Raw genomic sequence first — 1,046 nt, forward strand, 5'->3', positions numbered from 1 at the left:
GTATCACCGCTGAACAAAACAGCTCAGCCGATGAGGTGTTCCAGGGCGAGCTGCTGCAGCCGCACGAAACCGTAGTCGCGCTCGGCCGCCTTCTCCGGGTCGAAGTCCTCGTCGGCGGCGAGGAAATCGGCCACGGACTCGCCGGGGGCGAGCGTGGGCTCGGCGAGCTCGTGGACACCGGAGTAGGTCATGGCCTCCTGCACCCGGGGGTCGGCGCGGAAGGCGGCCGCCTTCTCCGCCAGCATCAGGTACGTCGCCATGCACGCCCTGGCCGACTCCCAGACGCCGTCGAGGTGTTCGGTGCGCGAGGGCTTGTAGTCGAAGTGGCGGGGACCGGTGTAGCGCGGGCCGCCGGGGTAGCCGGGGAACCCGTTTTCGAGCAGGTCGACGGTGAAGAACGCGGAGATCAGATCGCCGTGGCCGAACACCAGGTCCTGGTCGTACTTCAGGCCGCGCTGGCCGTTGAGGTCGATGTGGAACAGCTTCCCGCTCCACAGGGCCTGCGCGAGCCCGTGCGTGTAGTTGAGGTTGGCCATCTGTTCGTGGCCGGTCTCCGGGTTGAGGCCGACGATGTCGCCGTGCTCGAGCTGGGCGATCAGCGCGAGCGCGTGACCGGCGGTGGGCAGGAAGATGTCGCCGCGCGGTTCGTTGGGCTTGGGCTCCAGGCCGATCCGCAGGTCGTAGCCCTGGGACTTGATGTAGCCGGCGACCGTGTCGAGGCCCTCCTTGTACCGTTCCAGCGCCGCGTACAGATCCTTGGAACCGTCGTACTCCGAGCCTTCGCGCCCGCCCCACATGACGAAGGTGGTGGCCCCCATTCCGGCCGCGATGTCCACCGCCTGCAGCACCTTGCGCAGGCCGAAGCGGCGCACGGAGCGATCGTTGGAGGTCAGGCCGCCATCCTTGAACACCGGGTGGCTGAAGGTGTTCGTGGTGACCATCTCGACGACCAGGCCGGCCTTGTCGGCCGCGTCCTTCGGCTTGGCGCAGCGGTCGCGCCGGGTGGCGGCGTCGGCGTCGAAGGGGAAGACGTCGTTGTCGTGGAA

General features: G+C 68.3%; 1 protein-coding gene. It reads right to left on the reverse strand.

Translation table 11 applies throughout. From position 1 onward, the window contains the following. Window positions 1-23: 23 nt before the first annotated feature. Window positions 24-1,046: xylose isomerase (gene xylA / locus FNH05_RS37670; protein WP_144593583.1), on the reverse strand; the 1,023-nt coding region annotated here is incomplete at its 5' end.

Source organism: Amycolatopsis rhizosphaerae (assembly GCF_007713715.1).
GTDB classification, from domain to species: domain Bacteria; phylum Actinomycetota; class Actinomycetes; order Mycobacteriales; family Pseudonocardiaceae; genus Amycolatopsis_E; species Amycolatopsis_E rhizosphaerae.